This is a genomic window from Kosakonia sp. H02 (genome assembly GCA_030704225.1).
Classification (GTDB): Bacteria; Pseudomonadota; Gammaproteobacteria; order Enterobacterales; family Enterobacteriaceae; genus Kosakonia.
Genome location: CP131915.1, coordinates 3,646,698 through 3,670,680, shown reverse-complemented (window position 1 = coordinate 3,670,680; position 23,983 = coordinate 3,646,698). Strand labels below are relative to the sequence as shown.

Here is a 23,983-nt window from a genome sequence, read left to right as displayed (position 1 = left end):
GCTGTATAGGCGTAATTTATGCAGCCGAATTATGACGGGTACCTACCTGAATAATGAGAGGACATTATGCCACTAATTATCGTTGTGGCAGGTATTGCTTTACTCCTGCTTTTAACCATAAAAGTTAGACTCAACACCTTTGTTTCTTTAATTATTGTCTCGATTGCTGTCGCCATCGCCAGTGGAATGGATCTGAATAAAGTCGTCGCCTCGGTCGAGTCTGGTCTTGGCGGTACGCTTGGTCATATTGGTTTGATATTTGGCTTTGGTGTGATGCTTGGCCGCCTGTTATCTGATGCGGGGGGAGCACAGCGTATTGCGCTGACCATGCTGAATTATTTCGGTGAAAAAAGGCTCGACTGGGCGGTGGTTTGTTCCGCATTTATTGTCGGTATTGCGCTCTTTTTCGAAGTGGGTTTGATTCTGCTGGTGCCTATTTTGTTCGCCATCGCGCGCGAAGCGAAAATATCACCCATGTATATGTGTGTGCCCATGCTCGCCGGTTTGCTGGTTGCGCACGGCTTTTTGCCACCCCATCCGGGCCCGACAGTTATCGCCCGGGAATATGGCGCTGATGTTGGGTTAGTGCTGATATACGGAATTATTGTTGGCATTCCAACCTTTATTCTCTGCGGCCCGATACTGAACAAATTCTGCCAGCGGATCATTCCGGATGCGTTTAAAAAAGAGGGCAATATTGCCTCACTTGGGGCAACCAAAAGATTCAGCGAAAGTGAAATGCCAGGGTTCGGTATCAGCTTCTTAACCGCGATGTTGCCGGTGATCCTGATGGCGCTGGTCACCATTATGCAGATGTCCCGTGCAAAAGGTGCCGGGGATCCTGGCCTGCTCTATAACGTGTTCCTGTTTTTAGGCAACTCGACGATTGCCATGCTGATTTCATTGTTGTTTGCCATTTACACGATGGGGTTAGGCCGCGGGAAAACCATTCCGGAGTTGATGGATTCCTGTGGTAAAGCGATCGCCGGTATTGCCGGGCTGCTGCTGATTATCGGCGGCGGGGGAGCCTTTAAGCAGGTGCTGATTGATTCCGGTGTCGGTCAATATATCTCGACGTTAGTATCGGGTATGGATATCAATCCGATTCTGATGGCCTGGGGTGTGGCGGCTTTCCTGCGGATTTGTCTGGGATCGGCTACCGTGGCGGCTATCTCTACTGCCGGGCTCGTGATCCCTTTACTGGCCGTCCATCCTGATACCAACCTTGCCTTGATTACGCTGGCAACGGGCGCAGGCTCTTGTATCTGCTCGCATGTCAATGACGCCAGCTTCTGGATGATTAAAGATTTCTTCGGCCTGACGACCAAAGAGACGTTATTGTCCTGGACATTAATGTCAACGCTGTTATCCATCTTCGGGCTGCTGTTTATTCTGCTGGCCAGCATGGTGGTGTAACTGCACATCTGGTTTTCTGGAAATAACCGCCCAAAATTAGAAAATTTGAGCGAAACCTGGCGCAGGGTATGTCACAAATAACATACCCTGTGCCATTTTTTATTTATGCCTGGATTTTAATTAATGGCGAATACAGCGTGTCGCTATTGTATTAAATCAAAAACCTATTGTTCCTGATTAAGAACAATAGGTTTTGAATTCTATACAACCCGCATCAATTCAGGTAAGGAATCTGGCGTAAAAAGTGAACTGCTTTCTGCGGGCGTATTATTTTCTTATAAACCACAAAAACACACCCTTGCGTTTTATTTACTTATAATTCAACTGCTTAGTTTGTTGCTTTTGTTTGTTTTGTTTTTCGTACATGTAAACAAAATGTGATGCGACTCATAAAAGCTTTCTTCAGCAATAGACGATTAAGGATATTCCCGACTATTGTATTTGTATTGTATACAACACAAAAACTGTCGTGACGGGTAATTGTAAATATGAAGTTTTCACCCGATACGCATATTCTCAATACAATACAACGGGGCATTTAATATTATTACCTCAACAATAAATGAGACCCTATGCCCATAACCCGTGAGGTGCACTGCAATGCAATTGGAAAATTCCAAGTCGATTGGTTTGCGTGAAGCAACAGGCACGATAAAAAAATCAAACGTGCGCTGGTTAGTCGTTGCTATGTTATTTTTTATGACATTAATCAACTATGCCGACCGATCTTCAATATCCCTCGCCGGTCCTGCGATGGCGAAAGACCTGGGCCTGAATCCTGTCGATATGGGGTTTATTTTTTCCGCTTTTGGATGGGCTTATGTCATTTTCCAGTTACCTGGCGGTTGGTTACTGGATAAGTTTGGTTCGAAACTTATCTACAGCTTCAGTATCTTTTTTTGGTCGCTGTTTACATTGATGACGGGCATGGCGGGCTTTGTCTCCGGTGCGATGGCGGTGGCTTTTATCTTCGCCATGCGTTTTTTGGTCGGCGCATCGGAAGCCCCCTCGTTTCCGGCAAACAGCCGTATTGTGGCGACATGGTTCCCGGCTTCTGAGCGCGGAACGGCGGCTGCCATTTTCAACTCGGCGCAATATGGCTCTACCGTCTTTTTCGCGCCGTTAATGGGCTGGCTGGCGCACACCTGGGGCTGGCACTCCGTGTTCACCGTGCTGGGGTTATTAGGTATCGCCTTTCTGCCCGTATTTCGCAAAATCGTAAAAAGCCCGAAAGAACATCCGATGGTGAATGAGGCGGAGCTGGACTATATCTCTGCCGGTGGCGCGCTGATCACCCTTGAAGAAAAGAAAGGGCAGCAGACCAAAGATGAAGGCCCCAAATTAGGCTATCTGAAGCAGCTATTAAGTAGCCGCATGATGCTCGGCACCTATCTGGCTCAATATTGCCTTAATGCGATTGGCTTCTTCTTCATTACCTGGTTTCCCATTTACCTGGTGCAGGAAAAGAATATGTCGATCATGAAAGCTGGCGTGGTCGCGGCGATCCCGGCAATCTGCGGATTTTTAGGCGGCTTGATCGGCGGCTTTTTCTCTGACTTCCTGATCCGCAAAGGCGTATCTGTCTCTGTTGCACGCAAAATCCCCATTATTAGCGGCATGATGCTCTGCTGCGTCATGGTGCTGTGTAATTACACCAACTCGGAATCTGCCGTTATCGCCATTATGGCTATGTCATTCCTCGGCAAAGGGATTGGTGGAATGGGCTGGACGATTAATACCGATACGGCACCAAAAGAGATAGCGGGGTTATCAGGCAGCATGCTGAATACGTTTAGCAATGCGTCAAGTATTACCACGCCAATTATTACTGGCTATATTTTGAATATCACAGGCTCTTTCCATGCGGTGTTGTGGTTTGTTATTTCACATGCGGTCATGGTTATTTTCTTTTACTTATTTATGGTCGGCAAAATTCAACGCCTGGTCCTTAAGCAAACGGCGTAATACTTTTAATCCGGGAGCATGTTATGGCTATCTCAGATGAAGCGGAAATAAAAAGGTCATTAAGCGTTATCGCCTATGACGAAATAAAAACCATGATCCTGAACCTGGCGTTAAAACCGGGGCATTCAGTGACTGAAATGGGGTTAATCGAACGCTTGCGGATGAGCCGCACCCCCATTCGCGAGGCGCTGTATCGCCTTCAGCAAGAGCACTTCGTTGAACTGGTACCCGGGAAAGGGTGGTTCGTCAGTGAGATAAAACTCTCTGATATTCAGGAGCTTTACGTAATTCGCGAGGCGCTGGAGGGGATCTCCGCACGCCATGCGGCAGAACGCATAAGCGATGAAGAATTGCAAAGAATGGAAAGCTATCTCGAGTCGCTGGAAACGCTCCTGCAAGAAAATGAAGAGGCGGTCGACGATCCGGGCGATTCAATTCATAGCCTGATTTTTCGATTTTCTGGCAATACCTTAATTAATGAAGTGATGAGTATTCACCTTGAACGATTGCAAATGTTCCACCTTATTACCAGCAGCTTGCCTGGACGGAAATTGCAATCATGGCGCGAACACCGGGAAATATTTTTTGCACTGAAAGAAAGGGATGGTTCCCTTGCCGAAGCGTTAATGCGTAAACATATCCGAAGCAGCCTGGAAAGCCTGTTATTAAGCCTGATCGAAAATAAGATCGATTATCAAAAGGCCATTAAACAGCCGTATCCCTTGCCTGGCAGGCTGCCAAAAAATGAGAAACAGGAGTGAAGTCATGCGAAAAGTGATTATTTTTGGCGTCGATGGGTTATCCATGCCGTTGCTGCAACGTTATGCCCGGGAAGGAAGCTTACCGGCGATAGCACAGATGCTGGAACGCGGTGCTGCGACCGAATTACTTCCCTTTATTTCTGCCTGGGGAGATATCAACTGGGTGACATTTATGGCCGGGCAGGCGGTGGGAACATCATGGGTAGGGCAGGGAATGCCTCAGGATAACCAGCATACGGGTAACCTGCTTGGGCAGATGAGTCACCATGGCCTGCGTGCCGCGCTGGTCCACTTTCCTGAAAGTATTACGGCGGATAAAGAACATTTCAGCTTTGCGCCCTATTGGGGCCGCAGCGCGCCCTGGCCTGGCGAAATCTTCAAACCTATGGGCTATACCACCCGCTACGAAGCCCACACCGGTAACAAGCAGGTGAAAAAACAAAAACTGGGCTGGCCGCCCACGTCCGCCCTGGCTTACCACGATAAAGGCGCATGGCAGCCCTTAACGCCGCACAATGATGGTTATCAGTTCACCATGCAGGGTAACAACGGCGAAAACATGACCGTGACGCTGACCAGCCAGCAGGGCAAGCCGGTGCTGCACCTGGCAGATCAGACCCTTGAACTGACGCCGGGCGCGTGGAGCCGCTGGCTGACCTTCACGTCTGGAGAGCGTACGGCAAAGGTGCGCTTTTTCCCGGGGGTGTTTGATCCTGAAAATAATGAGGTAGAAATCCTGCAAAGCCAGGTGACGGACAGCCAGCAGCTCTCCTCACAACCTGCAATCACCAACACCGCGCCGTTTTACAGTAAATGGGTCGTTAAAGCCTCGCCGGAGGAGGATTACCTGCAAGCCACCTTGCAGGAGGCGGAAGAGCAGTCGCTGTGGCTGGCGGACAGTGCGCTTGCGCTTACCCAACAAAAAAATTACGCCTTATGGGCGACTGTGCATCGTTTGATCGATGAGTCTCATCATAACTGCCTGGGCCAGTGCGATCCTGCGTCGCCTTTTTATGACCCGTCGCAGGCGGCCAAGTATGACGATGTGATGCGCCAGTGTTACCAGGTTCTGGATCGGACGATGGCGAAATTGATGCACGAAATGGATGACGAGACCGTGCTGATGCTGGCTTCCGATCACGGGGCCGTGCCGAATAGCTATATGTGCGATATCTACCGCTACCTGGCTAAACATCATCTGGTGGTGCTGGATGAACAGGGGCAACCGGACATGTCCCGCAGCCAGGTCTATCTCAAAGATGAACGCGGTGGCCTGGAGATTTTTGTCAACCTCGCCGGAAGAGAAGCCGCCGGTATTGTCAGCCAGCAGGAGTATGACGCGGTATGCGCCCGGACGCTGCTCGCGCTGGGTAGCTGGCAGGTGCAGGAGAATGGCGTTGCGCGCAATGCGGTCAGCCTGGCTCTGTTGAAACAAGATGCCGTCGGGATTGGTTTTTGGGGCCCGTGCGCGGGTGACATCATTTTCGCCTACAACGCCGGTTTTGTCTGGGGAGTCAGCCAGGACGGGGAGGATATTTGCCCGGTAGAAGTGCCCGGAGCCAATCACGGCCCGCAAAAGCCGACCGCTGAAACTACGCTGTCGAATAACTACGGCGCTTTGCTGATGTACGGCGCTGATGTCCGACCGGGCTACTACCGCGATCGGCAGAATCAGGGTCCGTGGAATATGACCGATCCGGCGGCAACGATTGCGCATTTACTGGGGCTGCCGCTGGATACGCTGGATGGTCGGGTCATGCACGATATGCTTTCGCCAAAACGCTGAGCGCCACAAGAGAGGACAAAATGAAAATTACCGGTGTTACGACTCATTTATTGACGGCAAAACTCAGCCAGCCGTTTTCCTACTCACGCGCACGTTACGATACCCGCACCGCTATGCTTGTGGAAATCGAAACGGACGAGGGGATTAGCGGCTGGGGAGAGTGCTACGGCCCGGCCCGCATGACAAAAGCAGTGGTGGACGAGTTGGGAAGTATGATCATCGGCAGCGATCCGCTAAACGGTGAGTTTCTTTGGCAGGATCTCTATGCCCGGCTGCGGGATCATGGTCAGAAGGGCTTACTGATTGAAGGCCTGAGCGGCATTGATATCGCCCTGTGGGATATTCGCGGCAAATATTTCAACGCGCCAGCCTGGCAGCTATTGGGAGGCCAGATGCGTAGCGAGGTTCAGGCCTACGCGACCGGGCTTTATCGTCGGGATAGCGGTGATGCGGTGGACTATCTGGTGGAAGAGGCGCTCAGTTACGTTGAGCAGGGCTTTACGGCGATGAAACTCAAAGTGGGTTTTGGCGTGGAGGAAGATTACACCGTTACCCGCGCCATCCGGGAAGCCATTGGGCCTGATATCGCGCTTATGGTCGATGCCAACCACGCCTATGATACGGTGGCCGCCATTAAACTGGCGCAGAAAATCGAGCAGTTTGATATTGCGTGGTTTGAGGAGCCGGTGCCGCCAGAAGATTTGCGGGGGTATCAGCGCGTGAAAGCGGCAACCACCATTCCGCTGGCGGGAGGGGAGTGTGAGTTTACCCGCTACGGTTTTAAAAACGTGCTGGTCAGTGAGGCGATGGACATTATCCAGCCGGATATTTGCGCGGCGGGGGGATTAACGGAGTGCAAAAAAATCTCGGATATGGCGCAGGCGTTTGGTATCCGCACCAATCCCCACGTTTGGGGCAGCGGGGTGGGTATCGCCGCGTCATTGCAATGGATAGCCATGGTGCCGACGCATACACCGGTCTCGTTATCGCCCGCCCAGCCATTACTGGAATTTGATCAGACCGAACATCCTGTACGTCAGGCTATCCTGCAAACCCCGATTACTCATCATCGCGGTGTCGTCACGATCCCTTCAGGGCCGGGGCTGGGAATTGAAATCAACCGCGACGCGCTGGCGTTTTTTAAACGGTAAGTTCCCTTGGGTAGGGAGCGCTGATTGCGGGTTTGGCGAAAGGCAATCAGCGCTTGAGCAGGAGCGCTACAGCGTGACAACAAATTATATTGCGATTGACTGGGGCTCGACCCACCTGCGTGCCTGGCGCTATCAGCACGGTGTTTGTACCGACAGCCGCCAGCAGGAGGCGGGCATCACACGCCTTGCCGGGCGTCATCCCCGCGATATTTTAACCAGCATTACTGAGGGCTGGGAGAGGCAAGTGCCGATCATCATGGCAGGTATGGTCGGAAGTGCTCAGGGCTGGTGCAATGTGCCTTATTTGCCTTGCCCGTTAAGGCTTACCGATATCGCCAGCATGCTGACCCGCATCGAGGAAAATGTGTGGATCGTGCCTGGCGTCAGCGTCGGCGGCGATCGCTGCAATATTATGCGAGGTGAGGAGACTCAATTGCTGGGGGCGTGGCAGCAGGTTCCCGCTTCCCTGTATGTGATGCCGGGAACGCACTGTAAATGGGCGCGGGTTGAAGAAGGGCGTTTGCAGCGTTTTTCCACGGTAATGACCGGGGAGTTGCATCATCTGTTACTTAACCACTCGCTGATTGGCCAGGACTTACCGCTACAGATAACGGATCAGCAGATATTCATTGATGCACTTAATCAAACCCTGCACGGTGGCGATCTTTTGCCGCGTCTGTTTGAGGTGCGCGCCGCTTATATTCTTGGACAACAGGCGCGGGAGGCGGTGAGCGAGCAACTGTCGGGGTTATTAATTGGCGCGGAGATCGCGCAGATGCGTCGTCTTTATGGGCAACTTGAGGCGCATCGCGTGTCTATTGTCGCCAGCCCGCAACTGGGGGCGCGCTATCTCACGGCGTTGAACTTTCTTGGCGTTAACGCGGATCTCCTGGCAGGCGATGTCGCGTTTCAACAGGGAATAAGGAGTATTGTGAATGACCTGGGGAATTGATGTTCCATTGATCGCCATTCTGCGCGGGATCAGGCCAGAAGAGGTGCTGGATCACGTCGGCGCACTTCTGGAGGAAGGGTTTACGGCGATAGAGATCCCGACGAATTCTCCAGGCTGGGAGGAGAGTATTGCCCGTGTGGTCAAACAGTTCGGGAATGCGGGTTTATTTGGTGCCGGAACGGTATTGCAGCCCGGACAGGTGGATGCGCTGGCCGCCGTGGGCGGAAGGCTGGTGGTTACGCCCAATACCTGCGCGCAAGTGATTCGCCGCGCCAGGACGCATGGCATGACCGTTTGCGCAGGCTGCGCGACTGCGACTGAAGCTTTTACTGCCATAGAGAGCGGCGCGCAGATACTAAAAATCTTTCCTTCGTCCACTTTTGGCCCTGGGTATATTCACTCCCTCAAGGCGGTGTTACCGCCGGACGTGCCGGTAATGGCCGTGGGCGGCGTGACGCCGGAAAATCTTGCCAGCTGGTTACAGGCCGGATGCGCAGGCGCAGGGCTGGGGAGCGATCTCTATCGCGCAGGCCAACCGGTCGGGCGTACGCGTGAGCAGGCACAGGCCTTTATCGCGGCCTGGCGTAAAATGGAATGAGTTGATAGCGATTGAGGACACAAAAAAGCCCGCAGGGCTTGCGCCGTGCGGGCTCTTAGGACCTCGTCGGATGACTCTGGTAATCACCGATGGAGAATTTTGGGCTGGCGGAGTCTGAATCTTTCTTTTAACTAGCTGAATTTAAATGTTTTTAATGAATTCAGATTTCAAATGTATACCTAAGCGTATACCAATCGCTTCGCTTAAGACCCTTTCAGGAGCATTTATCCAGCTCGGCGGAAAGCTTGTTTAGTTCGCCCTGAATGTGTTTGCGTCGCTGTTTTAGCAGCAAGCGGGCAGGAATAACGCGCTCGATAATTGTCGGCTTCTTGGTCACGTACTCCGTTACGAGCCGCTTAACATCTTCTTCTGTCCAACCATCCATGACCGGCGTTGGGTTGTAGAGAAGGTTGGCCTGTAGGGCAGGGGCAACTTCCTCATCCAGAATCCTGAATATCTCTTCCCGGCTTAAACCGGACTCCTTCAATCTCTGCGCTATCCAGCGGTAGTCGTAGTCCTGGAGTTCGCGCCCGGTAAAAAGCTCGGATAATGCGTGCCAGACAGGGACACGGTTCACCAGTTGGGCTTCTGTCAGGTGCATATTAGTTTCTCCCCTGCGGCGAAACATACAGGGTTCCGAACAGGAGGTCTGTTCCGACCGATGCGAGAATTCCTCCCACTAATGCCGCAACACCAATGCAAACAGGCGCTGTTGCTGCACAAACGCCTGTTGCGACCACCGCAGCACCGGCTCCCCATCCTCCAGCAATTCCAGCGGTGGCTATAGCACCTTGATGCATCGTTTCGGTGGTTTTATCTTCCGCCTGATAAACTTCATAAGCGGCGACAGCGAAAGAGACGAAGAGAACACGCTTACCGGCAACACTCAATGTTTTAGCGATACCCGATACAGCGCCCCTGTCACGTCCAGCCGACTGGATCATTTCTTTAAAGATTGTGGCCTGCTGCCTTTCTGATAGAGACTCGAAAGGTTGCTGAAACATCTTAGTGGCGTAATGTTCGGTCAGGTCAGCCATCGTGCGCCCCGATGGTTTTAGCTTTTTCGCATACGCTCTACCGACAGGGCTGTTTCTTAGCCGTGAAAGATCCAGTATCTCGTTACGCATTTGAGAGGCTAACGTGGCGGCTTCCCGGGGAGACATTTTCCCGCTTTCAACTGCACGAACAAACTCGGCAGACATCTTTTGAATATCACGCAAATATTGCTCTCTGACACGAGAGTCCTGAATACAATGCGCGGCAAAGTTTGATGCCGTTCCTTGCAGCGAGGCCAGAGCCGCAGAAAAGGCTCTCTGATCATTCTGCATTGCTCCAGCGACAGCTGGGTATGTGAATCCCATTCAGCATCTCATCATGACGAATTGATATGTTCCCAATGATACTTACAGTCTGTTTTTTTGCTAAGCAAACGGTACGTGATTTGTGAAACGAAACCGGTTATTCGGAGTTCCCTTAGTTACTGCAACTAAGCTTTTGCTGTGTTTCGAACAGAGCATAAAAATTCTTTTTTTTGGTTTAACTGGTCATACTGTTCACTAAGTGGTTTTTGTTTTTATTTTCAATCCGATATTAAGTGTATGGTCTGTGAAGAGTGAACAGTTAACTCTTCACCGTGAGTGTTTGGCAGGCAAAAAAAGACCGGCGATTGCCGGTCAGGTTGGGTTGTCTCGTTACGGGTTCATGACACTTCGGCAGCCAGTCGCCGTTACTTTCTTCTTTTAGCGCCAGGTTGTGTCTTGCATCGGCAAGGGTAACTGACGGGTAGGGGCCTATGCTCTTCTTCGCACTTTTCTTGATAAGTGGGCGAATGTAGCGAAACTGCCAGATTTTGCTCCCGCTGGATTTGATGAGTAGCTCAAGGCCATCACCATCATAGAGAACGTAGCCCGCTTCTTTGGGTTTGACGGATTCGATTTCTTTAACGGATAGAGGTTTGTCTTGCCATTGCCGGGTTTCCATAGTTTTAGGCACCTCAAAAACAATATAGCTTTATGAGGTGCCTAACAAGGTGCCTAAAAGGTTCGGATTTAATCAGTTCTCTTCGGACTTCGCGGGACAAATTGCAGACACAAAAAAGCCCGCAAGGCTTGTGCTGTGCGGGCTCTCAGGACTTCATCGGATGACTCTGGTAATCACCGATGGAGAATTTTGGTGGAGCTGGCGGGAGTTGAACCCGCGTCCGAAATTCCTACATCCTCGGTACTACATGCTTAGTCCAATCTTTACATTCGCTTGCCAGCTGCGGATGGACACGCCACTAACAAACTAGCCTGATTAGTTTTAACGCTTCAACCCCAGGCAGGGTCTCCACGCGATCTCTTTTGGGTTTGACCTCTCTTGATCCCCGTCCTAAGAGCGGAGGCTAGGGAGAGAGGGCTCTCAGCAGGTTATTAAGCTGCTAAAGCGTAGTTTTCGTCGTTTGCGACTATTTTTTTGCGGCTTTTTACGAGGCCAACCGCCCCTCGGCATGCACCTTGGGTTTCGCGAATCCCGTCGAATCCAGAATCAGCCCCAAAAGTGTGACGTCAAGTATAGCAAACTTTGACTACGGCATGCCAGTCCATATCACTCTCGTTTTTATCTGACGAAATTGTGAACAACGTTAGCAGCCACGTCAGCGCTCTCAATGACAATAATTTGCACGGTGAATGATATTCCGATAAAGAAACCAGATAATTAACAGGGAAATATTAATATATTATACATTTTCCATTTATTCTATTTATAACAATGATTATTCAATTTTCATTTAAATAATCCACGCAGCGCATTAAGCCATGCTTAAACGTAAACATCATAAAAAGAATATATTCTGTATTTGGGAAAAATTGCTTAATTTTATGAGTTAAGAATTTGCCTAATTACAAAACGTTGTTTATATCTTTCTTATTGTAAAATTTTGTTTATTGACTGAAAAAGAAAATAATAGATGAAAAATAACAACTTAACCTTTATTCACTTGCTTGTGGCACAGTAAAAATCCACCGACACTTTTAATTTTGTTTCACGTCTCCTGTGCGTAAATAAACGCTGGCAGGCGCTTTTAATATTGCTTTCGCTCCCGAGGTAAATATATGGCCCCGCAAAATAGCCTTCCTGGTTCAGTAGATGTCATAAATCAAAAAACCGGCAATGTCGTTGCGCAATATGCACAAGGCAGTGACCGGGTCGTTAATTTAACCGAAACCAGTATTGTCCGCATTCATGCTTCGCAAGAGTCGGTTAATTTTTATGAGCGCGAAGGAAACGACCTGATTGTCCATATGAAAGATGGCTCAACGGTGCGTTACAACAGCTTCTTTAACCTCGATAGCGACGGCCTGCACAGCGAACTGATTTTCCAGGATGAGCTTGGTACTCATCATGCCGCCTTCCCCTATGCCGCAGAAGCGGGCCCGGCGAGCGCAGAAACTATCGTCCCGGCTTTCAGTGAAGTCGCATTTGATTCTCTGGTCGGTGCCGGTGGAATTTCCACCCTTGCGGTGTTAGGTGGCCTTGCTGGCATTGCCGGGCTGGCGGGCGTTGCCGCAGCAGCAAGCACGGGTGGTGGTGGCCATAGCGGGGGCAATAACGGCAGCGGTGACAACGGTGGTGGGGACAATGGCGGTGGCGACAATGGCGGCGGTGATAACGGTGGTGGGGACAATGGCGGCGGTGATAACGGCGGGGGAGAAACGCCCGTAACCCCAACGCTGAAAGTGAATACTATCGCGGCCGATAACATCATCAACCTGGCCGAATCTACCGAACCACAACTTATTAGTGGTATGACGGAGACCGAACACGCAGGCAGTACCGTGACCATCAGCGCCAACGGGCAGACCTGGACCACCACCGTTGCTGGCGACGGAAGCTGGGGTGTCTGGTTGTCACCCAGCGAGCTAAGCAGTTTCCCTCAGGGCGTGCATGTGCTGCGATTTGCCCTTGTCACGCCTGCGGGCGCGACCGCCACGACGGATTCACAAGTGATGATCAGTACCACGCCGCCGGTGCTGGAGCTGACACCGTTCGCGCCGGGTGACATTGTCGATCAGGATCAGCATATCGCCGACAAAATTGTCCGTGGCTATGTCGGCGCGGAAGATGCGGGAAGCACCATCACTGTTACCCTTAATGGCCGCACCTATACCGCCATCGCCAATGCCGACGGTGAATGGCAATTGGTTATCCCGCAGGCAGATATGGCGCTGCTCCAGGACGGGCAAACGTACACGCTCACCTATCGCGCCGTTGACATCGCCGGGAACGTCACCGAAGAGCAACGCGATTTCAGCACCAACTTCAGCACACCGGCTATCATCATCGATCCCGTCGCCAGCGATAACATCATCAACAGCGCCGAGATCCTCGTTACCCAGGCTATCTCCGGGCAAACCTTTAACATTCCGCCCGGTCAGGTGGTGACCATCACCCTGAACGGCAAAATCTACTATGCAGAAGTGATGGGCGACGGCAGTTGGAAAACGGTGCTGCCTTCTGGCGATCTCGGCGCATTGCCGCAGGGCGACAGTACGCTCTCGGTGTCGGTCAACGATGCCGATGGCAACACCATCGTTAAAACCGTACCTATCAATGTCGATACTGCCACCCAGGGCATCGCCATCGCTATTCTCTCGACCGATGATTACCTCAACGCCAGCGAGGCGGAAAACCCGCTGGAAGTGCGCGGGGTCACGACAGTTATTGGTGATGGCGTCTCCATCATCGTGACGGTGAACGGCATCGATTATCAGGTCACCAGCATTGATGCTTCGGGCCGCTGGAGCGTAACGATCCCCTCGGAAGCTCTGCTGCGGCTCAATGACGGGCCAAATGTGATTACCGCGAAGGTGGTGCTAAACGATCAGAACGCGCAGGATTCCCACACCCTGAACGTGCAGATCCACCACTTACCCAATCCGGTAATTGACGCGCCGTTTGGCGACGGCTACCTCAACGCGGCAGAAAAAAGCGTTGATCAAGTGCTGAGCGGTAACACCGGCGTCACCAGCATCGGCCAACGGGTAACGGTGCAGATCGGGGGCAAAACCTACCAGGCCACGGTCGATAACGACGGAAGCTGGAAAGTGACCGTGCCCGCCGGGGATCTGCAAAGCATTCCTGATGGTTTGTTGACGGTGACGGTTAACGCCAGCGATGCGTCCGGCAACACCACGCCAATTGCTCAGACGGCGGTTGTCGATACGCAGTTGCCAGCGCTGAGCGTGTTACCGCTGACGACGGACGGCAAGTTGAACGGTGATGAACTGGCGCAGAATCAGACCCTGAGCGGCATCAGCGGTGCCAGCGAGCAGGGGCAAACGGTCGTGGTCACCCTGAACGGGAAAACTTACACCACGGTCGTTGGCAGCGATGGCAACTGGCAACTCTCGCTGCCCGCCGCCGATCTCACCCAGTTACAAACCGGCGAGTATCCGCTCACCGTCACGCTGACTGACGCCGCTGGAAACCGCACCACCGTCACGCAACCGGTCAGTGTGAAAACAAGCGCGCTGGAAATTGGCGTGCAGGCGCTGACTGACGGTAACTCGCTCGATGCGGCAGAGATCAAAGTCGATCAGATCCTGCATGGCACCTCGAATGCGGAAGCGGGCAGCACCGTGACCGTCACCTTAGGCGGGGTGAGCTATCAGGGCGTGACGGATGCCCTCGGCAACTGGCAGGTCACGCTGCCGTCCGTCGAGCTGCAAAAACTGAGCGATGGCGATCACAACCTGAGCGTGAGCCTGACCGACGCGTTTGGTCAGAGCACCACTATCGAATCAGGCTTCAGTGTGGATACCACCACCGACGCGGTGGCGATTAATATTATCGCCAGCGATGACTACCTGAACGCCAGCGAAACGGCGGGCGGCTTAACTATCCAGGGCAACAGCGCGGGACTGCCTGCCGGAACCACCGTCACGGTTTCTCTTAACGGTACCGATTACCCGGCCACCATCCAGGCCGATGGTTCCTGGCAAACGGTGATCAGCCAGGCGGCGCTGAACGCGCTGAACGATGGGATCCAGACCGTCACCGCAACGGTGGTAACCCCCGCAGGAACCGTGCTGGATAGCCACAATTTCACCGTCGCTATCCACACCTTGCCGAGCGTTACCGTGAACCCGGCGTTTATCGATAACGTGGTGAACCTGACAGAATCCACCCAAAACCAGACCCTGACCGGCAATACCAACATTACCGGTGCCGGGCAGACGGTGGTGGCGACACTCAATGGTCAAAGCTATACCGGCGTGGTGAACACCGATGGAAGCTGGTCGGTAACGTTGCCGCAGGGCGCAATGGAACTGCTCGAAGAAGGTCCGGGCAGCATCGCGATAGTGGTAACTGATGTCGCCGGTAACCGCGCGAACGATGCCCTTGATTTTACCGTCGATAAAACCCCGCCGACGCTGAGTGTCACGCCGCTAAACGGCACCGATGTGCTGAACGGCAATAACATTGCCAGCGGTATCACCCTCAGCGGTGCGACGTCCGCTGATGCGGCGTCGGTCGTGGTGACCATTAACGGCAACACGTATCCGGCGACTGTCACCAACGGCAACTGGAGTCTCGATCTCGGTAACAATGTGCTCGGCGCGCTGCCATCTGGCGTGACCTCCTGGACGGTGACCGCAACGGATAACGCCGGAAACGTCACCACCGCGATCCGCACCGTAGCCGTCGATATCACCGCGCCGAATGTGGTGATGGATCCGGTAGCCCGCGACAATATCATTGACACCGCCGAACTGAACGCGGGCTTTAGCCTCTCCGGGCGAACCGTCCCGGCAGAGCCTGGCGCGACGGTCAGCGTTACGCTGAATGGCGAAACCCTGACCGGCGTGGTCGCAGGCGACGGCTTGTGGACTATTCCCGTCTCCCCGGCGGTATTAAGCGGCCTGACCGACGGGACTTATGCGGTTTCTGTCACCGTGACCGACAGCGCGGGTAACGCCTCGCAGCCGGTCTCCAGTACCTTCTCGGTGGATACCACCGCCAGTGCGATTGCTATCAACCCGGTCGATGCGGATAACCGGGTTAGCCTTGCCGATATTGCCGATGGCCTGACCATTAACGGCACGTCGGTGCGTATCCCGGAAGGCGGCCATATCACCGTTACGCTTAACGGGGTGCAATACACCACCATGGTGAATGCCAGCGGTTTCTGGCAACTTACCGTGCCGAATGCTGACGCCGCCGCGATTGCCGACGGCACCGTCACCCTGACGGTCACTGCCGTGGATATCGATAACGCGGTTATCTCCAACGAGCTGCCGTTTACCCTGATTACGCACGTCTTGCCGCAGCCGACCATGAATGCGCCGTTCGGCGATGGCGTCGTCAACGCGGTGGAAGCCGCAGCGGGCGGCAATCTGGCGGGCAACACCGGCGTGGTCGGTGCAGGCCAGAGCGTGAGCATAAAGATTGATAACGGTACGCCGCTCACTGCCACGGTCGATGCCAATGGCAACTGGACCGTACCGCTGACACCTACGCAACTGAGTGCGCTCGCTGAGGGTAGCCATACGCTGACGGTGACGGCTATCGACGCGGCGGGGAACACCGGTACCGTCACTACGCCGATGACGGTTGATACCACTGCGCCGACCGCCGCGCTCGATCCGGTCACCAGCGATAACATTATCAACAGTACTGAGGTGGCAGGAGCTATCACCATCAGCGGTACAGGCGTTTACGACTCGCAACATCCGCAGACCCTTACCGTGCTGGTGAATGGTCAGAACTATGACGCAATCCTTCAGCCAGGCGGTGTGTGGAGCATTGTGCTGCCCGCCGGGGCGCTGGCTAACGTGCCGGATGGCCCGGTGGCGGTAAAAGTTACCATTACCGATTACGCCGGTAACAGCAGCACGCAGACCGGCAGCTTCACGCTGGATGCCTCGCCGCTTAATGCGCCGCAGGTGCAAATCAACAAAGTCGCTGGCGATGACTTTATCAACCAGACAGAAGCGCAGGGGCAGGTACAGATTAGCGGCACCTCGACCCATGTTGAAAACGGCCGCACACTGACTGTTACCTTAAACGGCAAAAACTACATCACCACGGTCAATGCCGACGGCACCTGGTCGGTAGGCGTGCCGCCTGAAGACCTGGCGCGGGTGCAGGATGGCACGCAAGTTATCTCGGTGAACGTGAGCGACGCCGCAGGCAACAGCACCTCGGCGAGCCATAGCGTGACCTTTGCTGCGAAACCGGCCTCGCAGCCGACCATCACCATCAACACCGTGGCGCAGGATGACGTGATAAATGCCATTGAGCACAACCTGGCGCTGAATATCACCGGTTCTTCGACCGCGCTGGCGGCGGGCACGGTGATCACGGTGCTGTTTAACGACAAAACGTACACCGCCAGCGTCAACGGCAGTGGTAACTGGACGATCGCCGTGCCACAGGCGGATGTGCAGGCACTGACTGATACACCGGCTAATGCGCCGTATGTCGTTTCTGCCTCCGCGCTTGATGCGGCGCAAAACCCGGCCAGCGCCACCCACAGCGTGGCGGTCGATACCCGCGCGCCAGTGCTGACGGTGGATCTTGCCAACTCCTTCTTAAACGATGGGCGTGTCAGCATCGCCGAAGCCGCGCTGGATCAACAGATCAGCGGGACCGGTACGGCTGGCGAAACAGTCACGCTGACCATTAACGGCACAACCCTGTCGGCGCTAGTGAATGAACAGGGGCAGTGGACGATGGCTATCCCTGCCACGGATCTGAAAGCCTTGCCGCAAGGCGCGTCGCAGCTCACTTTCATCAGTACCGATGCGCAGGGCAACACCAGTCAGCAGCCGGTCAGCATTAACGTGAAAACCAGCGGCGGGCCGAGCCTCACCCTGAATACAATGTTTGGCAATAACATTGTCAGCATCGACGAAGCCACGAACGGCACAACGCTTACCGGTACGGTGAGCGGGCTCACTAACGGGACGCCCGTGGTGGTCACCATTAATGGCCAGAACTTTACCGGTACGGTTTCCGGCAACACCTGGTCGGTGGCGATTCCCGGCGGTGAGTTGACCACCAGCGGGCAATTTACTGTCACCGTCACCGCGCAAGACGCCTGGGGCAACCCGGCCACGGTGAACGGCAATCTGGATGTGGTGCTCGACAGACCGGCGGCCATCGTCACCGGGCCGCTGTTTGGTGATGACAACATTTTAAGCCAGGCGGAAGCCAATGCCGGGGTGCAACTGACCGGCTCCACCGGCCAGGCTGGGCCGGGGCAGACGGTGAAAATCATCCTCGATAATTCGCAAGAATTTACCGGCACCGTGGATGCGAACGGCAACTGGAGCGTGTCGCTCACGCCGCAGCAGTTGAACGCCATTACTGACGGTCCGCACAATGTTCAGGTTTCGGTAACGGATCGCGCAGGCAATACCGCTACGTCTCCCGTGACCAGCGTGGAAGTGCGCACCGATCCGCTGCCAGCCCCGGAACTGGCGCAGCCATTCGACGATGGGATCCTGAGCGCGGGCGAAGCAGGCACAACCCAGACGCTTAGCGGCCAGTTGAACCTGGATCCGGCGCTGGTCAAAACGGTGATGGTCAGCATCAACAACGCACCTGCCGTCGAGGCCACCGTCAATGCAGATGGCAGTTGGTCACTGGATGTCGACAGCACCACGTTGCAGGCGCTGCCGGATGGTGTTTTACCCGTCACCATTACCGTGACCGATATTGCCAATAACCAGGTTTCCGGGCAGGGCAGTTTTGAGGCCATCGTTAATAACCTGCCGGTGGCGAACTATGTCACGCCGTTTGGTGATTTCGCCATTAACTACAGCGAAACCCAGAGCGACCAACGGATCACCGGCAATACCGGGGTGACCGGCGCCGGGCAGACGGTGACGCTGGTGCTGGGCACCACCACCTATACCGGCACCGTGGATGACAACGGTGACTGGACGGTGACGGTGCCGCAGGCGGATCTGGCAAATTTAACCAATAACGCCTCGCTGCCGTTCAGCGTAACGGTGACTGACCGCGCCGGTAACACGGCCACCACCGATGCGCAAACCACACCTAACGTCACGGTACATAACGCGCTGCCTGCGCCAACGGTCACCAACCCGTTTGGCGATGGCATTGTGAACATTGCCGAAGCGGCGGGCGAAGTCACGCTGTCGGGTCTGACCGGCGCAACTGGCCCGAACCAGTATGTGACGATGAAAATCGACGTTGACGGGGTGAGCTACACTGCCGATGTTGATGCCAGCGGTAACTGGTCGGTTACTTTACCAGCGGGGACGCTGCAATCTCTCAGCGCCGGCCCGCATGAAATCTCTGTCTACGCCGAAGATCAGTACGGCAACAGCCACACCACCACTGTGCCTTACCAGGTGGCGCTAACGCCGCCAGCGGTGACGATTACTTCCCCAATTTTTGACGATGGTTATGTCAGCGCGGCGGAAGCCGCAGACGGCACGGTGCTGCGCGGCACATTCTCTTCTCCGTACCCGGCGAACACCGTGGTCAGAGTGACGGTGGGCGATCAAACCTTTGATGCGACGGTGAATGGCACCCAATGGACGCTGAACATGGACGCTGCCGACTGGAGCACCGTAACGGCACGCGGCCAGCAAAGCATTATCGTGTCGGTGGAAGATGGCGCGCACAACATCAATACCGCCAGCGCAACGGCGACGTTACTGTTGGATGCGCCAACGGTCGCCATTACGACACCGTTTGCCGGTGATAACCTGCTTGATTACGCCGAAAGTCAGACCAGCCAGGCCATCGCCGGAATTTCCACTGGCTTAGCCACTGGCGATACCGTTCGCGTGACCTTTACCGGTGGCCGCGTCTTTACCACTACCGTGCAGGCGGACGGTAGCTGGTCGCTGGTATTAACTCCGGCGCAAATCGCCACCTTGCAGGCCGGGCCGATAACGGTTGAAGGAGTTGATAAAGCGGGTAACGTCGGCGGCAGCGCCGGTAACGGCGGTACGCTGGCTATCGATCTGACGCCGCCGGACTATTCCATCAATATGGATTTAGTGGCCGGTGACAATTACGTCAACGCCGGGGAGTTCACCAACGGTACGCTTCAGCTTTCCGGCCACGCGTATAACCTCAACGGCACCACCCTGACGATTTTGAACGGGACGACCACGCTCGGGACGGCAACGGTCAACGCCGACGGCAGTTGGACGTTTAATGTGCCACGCGCCTCGTTGCCGGACGGGAACTACACCTTCACGGTGCAGAGCGACAGCCAGCCGGACACCACGGCCGCGTCGCAAACGGTGGTGGTTGATACTGTTGCGCCAACGCTTACCGTCGCGCAGTTTGCCGTCGACAATGTGGTGAACAGCAGTGAGAAAGGCGTTGCGCAGACCATCAGCGGGACATCAGATGCCAACGGCAGCCAGGTCACCCTTACGCTGAACGGCAAAACCTACACGGCAACCGTGGTCAACGGGGCCTGGTCGGTGGATGTGCCGCAGTCGGATATGGCCGCGCTGAACAACGGTTCGTATACCATTAACGCCACCCTGCGTGACCCGGCGGGCAACCCGTCGACCGCTTCGCAGACCTTTACCGTGGACGCCGATTCGCCGCTGCTGGAAGTGGATGCGCTGGGCGTTCCGGCCGTGCTGAACACCGTCACGGCGGCAACGGGCGTGCTGTTGCAGGGCCAGGGGGAACCGGGGAACAGCGTTACCGTTCGACTCGGGCCGTTGAGCTGGAGCGGCACGGTAGATGCGCAGGGCCACTGGAGCCACACCTTCCCGCAGCTCGATCTCAGCACCCTGACCGACGGCCCGCAGGTGGTGAATATCTCCTCGACGGATGCGGCAGGGAACACCTCAACCAACAATGTTTCGCTGAATGTCGCGCTGAATAAAGGCCTCGGCGTGGTGATCGACCAGGTATTCAACGATGGCATCCTCAACGTCGCGGAGTCGCTGGTCACGCAACTGCTTACCGGGCGCGTCAGCGGGGATTATCGCGGCGCGAAAGTGTCGCTCACCGTGATTGGCGCGGACTTCACCATTAACGATCTGGCGGTGGCGCCTGACGGGACGTACTCCATTTCCCTGCCGCCTTCAATCTGGGCCGGGCTGCTCACCGATACGTTGCAACTGCGCGTTGATGTGGTCGATGCCAACGGCAATACCACTTACCAGACGGTCGATATCGGCCTGGCGCTGACCGATCTGCCGGTGGTGAACGATGTGCTGGTGGCGGGGGATAACTTCCTCAACCTGGTGGAAAGCGCGGCCAGCCAGACCATTTCCGGTACTGTCAGTAACGTGGCGAATGTCTCACGCGTGGTGGTGAATTTCGGCGGGCAGGCGATTACCGCCACCGTGGATGCCCTCGGCAACTGGACCGCCGCGCTACCGGCGGCGCTGCTCAGTACGCTGCCGGACGGCACGGCGTCTGTTGGCGTCGCGGTCTCTGATAAATTCGGTAACGTGATTAATAGTAACGCCAGCTTTACCGTGGTCAGCCACAACCTGCCGGCTATCTCTCTCGATCCGCTGTCTAGCGATGGCGTGTTGAGCATTCCTGAACTGGCGAACGCGCTACTCAGCGGTACGGCAACGAACCTGGCAGGACGCACGCTGACGATCCAAATTGGGAATACCACCGCCTTTACCACCAATGTGGATAATACGGGCCGCTGGTCGGTGAACTTGCCGGATGCGGTGAAAGCGGTATTGCAGGGGCTGGGCAGCGGCAGTGAAACCATCACTCTTACCGCGACCGATCAGTACGGTAACCAGGCCACGCAAACCGGCAGCCTCAACGTTAACCTGGTGGCTCCGGTGCTTGGGCGCGTAACGCTGTTTGGTGACGGCCTGCTGAACGTGGCGGATTCGCTGGTCAGCCAGACGATTAGCGGTGTTGCCAGCGGTGCGCCGCTGGGCTCGACGGTTGAAGTGACACTCGGCGCAAAAGTGTTTACCGGCGTCGTGAATGCCAGCGGTGGTTTCTCAATTGGTTTAACGCCCGCCATTCTCGCCACGCTGGTGGACGGCACCTTTACGCCGTCGATAAAAATCACCACACCGGAAGGCAATACCTCGACCAGCACGGGTGGGCCGGTCATTATCGGCGTGAAAAACCTGCCGACGGTGGCGATCACCTCGCTGTTTGGCAACGATGGTTTCCTCAACCAGACTGAAGCCCTGGCGGCACAGACCATCTCCGGCACGGTGAGCGGCTTGACCTCCGGGTCGGTTACCGTCACGGTGGGCGGCACGTCGTATCAGGCTCCCGTCGGCAATAACGGCACCTGGTCGCTGGCGCTCTCCGCTGGCACGCTGGCCTCTATCGCCGACGGTACGCTGAGCGTAACGGCCTCGGTGACCGATGCGGTGGGCAACACCGTCACCGGTAACCAACTGGTGAACGCGATCGTGCAGGCGGTGCCGTCGATTGGCATCAATACGCTGTTTGGCAACGGCACGCTGGATCTCAGCGATCTGCTGACCAACCCGATCCTCTCTGGCACCAGTTCCAACCTGGCGGTTGGCACACAAATCACTGTGAATGTCGGGCCGCTCTCTTACACCACCACCGTCGGGGCGAACGGCCAGTGGCAGCTCAGCGTTCCGGCGCTCTCTCTGCAAAACTTGCAGGATGGCACCGACATTCTGCATGTTTCCGCCACCGCCACGGATCTGGCGGGCAACGTCGCCACTATTGTGCAAAACGCCAGCGTTGCCATTCAGGCACTGCCGTCGGTGATCATTAACTCGCTGTTTGGCGACGGTACGCTGAGCCTCGCGGATATTAATACGTCCCAGGTGATTTCGGGCACCAGCCAGAATGCGGAGGGTTCGCAGCTAACGGTGTCCGTGGGTGGCAAAAATTACCTCACCACCGTTGCGGTGGACGGAAGCTGGAGCGTGACGGTGCCGAAAGTGGATCTCAGCGCGCTCGCTGATGGTTCACAAGCGGTCAATGTCGCCCTCACTAACGCCGCCGGGAAAGTGGCGAATATCACCAGCGCGCTGGATGTTATCACCCACAACCTGCCGACGGTTTCGCTGACCTCGCTGTTCGGGAACGACGGTTATCTGAATATCAGTGAAGCGGCGAACGGCCAGGTTATCGGCGGCAAAATCGGCGGCGTGGTTAGCGGCTCAACGGTGGTGGTTACCATCGGCGGCACGCAGATTAACGCAACGGTGGATGCCAACGGTAACTGGACGGCGGCGGTGAATAATTCCCTGCTGCAAGGGCTGGCGAACGGGACGGCAAAAGTCGGCATTGCCGTGACTGACCGGGTGGGTAACACCACCGCGACAGAAGCGGATGTGCAGGTGAAATTTACCCAGCCGACGCTGAGCACCAACCCGTTAACCAACCTGGTCGGCTTGTTGGGCAACGTCCTGCTAGGGTTGGTAGGGTCGGCGAAACTGACGATCGGCGGTTCGTCTACTAACCTCAATCAGGGCTCGATTGTCCACCTGAACTTGTTGAACCTGGCCTCGACGACAGCGATTGTCGGCGCGGACGGGAAATGGTCGGCGCAGCTTGATGTCGGCCTCGACCTGGCGAAGATCCTGTCGCTGAGCACCGTACTCAACCTCTACGCGGCCGATGTGGCGGGTAACATCGCTTACCTCAACGTTGGGCTGAACGGCAGCAACCCGACCACCACGCCGCCAGCGGGCACTGCGTCGTCGTTGATGGCGGACGCGAGCACTTTCTCGCTGTTAGCCGCCAGTTCAACGGAAGGTTCGGAGTCAACCAGTACCGACAGCACGACCGCAACCCACAGCACAACGTCCGCCGCTACCCGCGACAGCACACCGGAAACGGCGACGAACGAGAGTTACACCATCGGCGGCGTCAGTATCGATCTGGCAGACGGCACCAGCCAGAGCGGTGAGAGCGTGGAGGGCAGCAGCGGCAACGATACCATCCACCTGGCGACGCTTGGCTTTACGCAGATTAACGGCGGAGACGGAACCGATACGCTGGTGCTGGACGGCGCGAACATGCTGCTGAACCTTATCGATCTCGGAAGCAAAGTTAGCAACATTGAAGTGATTGACCTCGGTAAATCCGGGACTAACAGCGTCACGCTGGATGTCAACGACGCGCTGAGCATTACCGATAAACCGGAAGATGACCTGCTGATTAAGGGCAGCCTCGGCGACCAGATTAACCTCAAACACGGAACCACCGATACCTGGGCTATCAGTGGGCAGCGCGAAGTGGATGGCATCCAGTTCGATGTTTATCACAACAGTGCGCAGGCCAACACGCTCAGCGATGTGCTGATCCAGCATGGCCTGCACGTCAATATGGTCTGAGGGAATTACGCCTCAGGGATGAGGCAAGCAAGCGAAATATTATTACGGG

The 23,983-nt window shown here is 55.2% G+C and carries 10 protein-coding genes, 1 other RNA gene and 1 pseudogene; 8 read left to right on the top strand and 4 right to left on the bottom strand.

The window, feature by feature from the left end:
• Nucleotides 1-66 precede the first annotated feature (66 nt).
• The 7 genes from Q5705_17170 (at nucleotide 67) to Q5705_17140 (ending at nucleotide 8,629) form a co-directional block, all read left to right on the top strand.
• Nucleotides 67-1,416: a GntP family permease gene (locus Q5705_17170; protein WLI76293.1), complete on the top strand. Its 1,350-nt coding sequence runs from the start codon at nucleotides 67-69 to the stop codon at nucleotides 1,414-1,416.
• Nucleotides 1,417-2,016: 600 nt separating this feature from the next.
• Entirely contained in the window at nucleotides 2,017-3,381 is a 1,365-nt protein-coding gene (locus tag Q5705_17165) for an MFS transporter (GenBank protein WLI76292.1), read from the top strand.
• Between the two features lie 23 nt (nucleotides 3,382-3,404).
• Nucleotides 3,405-4,142 carry a GntR family transcriptional regulator gene (locus tag Q5705_17160; protein ID WLI76291.1) on the top strand — a complete coding sequence of 246 codons (738 nt, stop codon included), beginning with the start codon at nucleotides 3,405-3,407 and terminating at the stop codon, nucleotides 4,140-4,142.
• Between the two features lie 4 nt (nucleotides 4,143-4,146).
• Nucleotides 4,147-5,928 carry an alkaline phosphatase family protein gene (locus Q5705_17155; protein ID WLI76290.1) on the top strand — a complete coding sequence of 594 codons (1,782 nt, stop codon included), beginning with the start codon at nucleotides 4,147-4,149 and terminating at the stop codon, nucleotides 5,926-5,928.
• 20 nt (nucleotides 5,929-5,948) lie between these two features.
• On the top strand, nucleotides 5,949-7,079 hold the full coding sequence (locus Q5705_17150) for a mandelate racemase/muconate lactonizing enzyme family protein (GenBank protein ID WLI76289.1): 1,131 nt from the start codon (nucleotides 5,949-5,951) through the stop codon (nucleotides 7,077-7,079).
• A gap of 73 nt (nucleotides 7,080-7,152) precedes the next feature.
• Nucleotides 7,153-8,031, top strand: a complete 879-nt coding sequence (locus Q5705_17145) for a 2-dehydro-3-deoxygalactonokinase (GenBank protein ID WLI76288.1) — start codon at nucleotides 7,153-7,155, stop codon at nucleotides 8,029-8,031.
• Complete coding sequence (locus Q5705_17140) at nucleotides 8,015-8,629, top strand: 2-dehydro-3-deoxy-6-phosphogalactonate aldolase (protein ID WLI76287.1); 615 nt, start codon at nucleotides 8,015-8,017, stop codon at nucleotides 8,627-8,629. The genes Q5705_17145 and Q5705_17140 overlap by 17 nt, the downstream gene beginning before the upstream one ends.
• 214 nt (nucleotides 8,630-8,843) lie before the next feature.
• Here the strand turns inward: Q5705_17140 and Q5705_17135 are convergent, their stop codons facing one another.
• The 4 genes and pseudogenes from Q5705_17135 to ssrA all read right to left on the bottom strand — a co-directional run bounded on the left by Q5705_17135 (nucleotide 8,844) and on the right by ssrA (nucleotide 11,163).
• Nucleotides 8,844-9,230, bottom strand: a complete 387-nt coding sequence (locus Q5705_17135) for a hypothetical protein (protein ID WLI76286.1) — start codon at nucleotides 9,228-9,230, stop codon at nucleotides 8,844-8,846.
• 1 nt (nucleotide 9,231) lies between these two features.
• Nucleotides 9,232-9,957, bottom strand: a complete 726-nt coding sequence (locus tag Q5705_17130) for a hypothetical protein (protein WLI76285.1) — start codon at nucleotides 9,955-9,957, stop codon at nucleotides 9,232-9,234.
• Between the two features lie 424 nt (nucleotides 9,958-10,381).
• Nucleotides 10,382-10,609: pseudogene (locus Q5705_17125) on the bottom strand (integrase arm-type DNA-binding domain-containing protein).
• Nucleotides 10,610-10,799: 190 nt separating this feature from the next.
• Nucleotides 10,800-11,163: a transfer-messenger RNA gene (gene ssrA / locus Q5705_17120) on the bottom strand.
• Nucleotides 11,164-11,724: 561 nt separating this feature from the next.
• Between ssrA and Q5705_17115 the strand changes: the two genes are divergently transcribed.
• Complete coding sequence (locus Q5705_17115; protein ID WLI76284.1) at nucleotides 11,725-23,934, top strand: Ig-like domain-containing protein; 12,210 nt, start codon at nucleotides 11,725-11,727, stop codon at nucleotides 23,932-23,934.
• Nucleotides 23,935-23,983 lie beyond the last annotated feature (49 nt).